General features: G+C 58.8%; 1 pseudogene. It reads left to right on the forward strand.

The features are described 5' to 3' along the window. Positions 1–105: 105 nt before the first annotated feature. Positions 106–243: pseudogene (locus tag AC0L20_RS40735) on the forward strand (LysR family transcriptional regulator); the annotation flags it as partial. Positions 244–291 lie beyond the last annotated feature (48 nt).

Raw genomic sequence — 291 nt, forward strand, 5'->3', positions numbered from 1 at the left:
AACGTCGGCAACCCAACGTACAGCAGATACACGGTGTAGCAGATCGCCGCCGTTCATGAGTATTGACCCGGATGAAGGCTTTCTGTTTTCCAGTTCGGCGCATTTGAAGCCGCTTCACGCCACCATTCCTTTACCCGCGCGGCGCAGGAGCTGTCGATTACCCAAAGTGCGGTCAGCCGGCATATTCGTACCCTCGAAGAGCATTTCGCACGCCGGGTAACAGCAAGCGCGCCGCTTCGGTGAGCTGCAAGGTGCGGCCGCTGCGCTGGAAAAGACGGCAGGCGAAATGCT

It is taken from the genome of Bradyrhizobium sp. Kon58 (assembly GCF_055807455.1).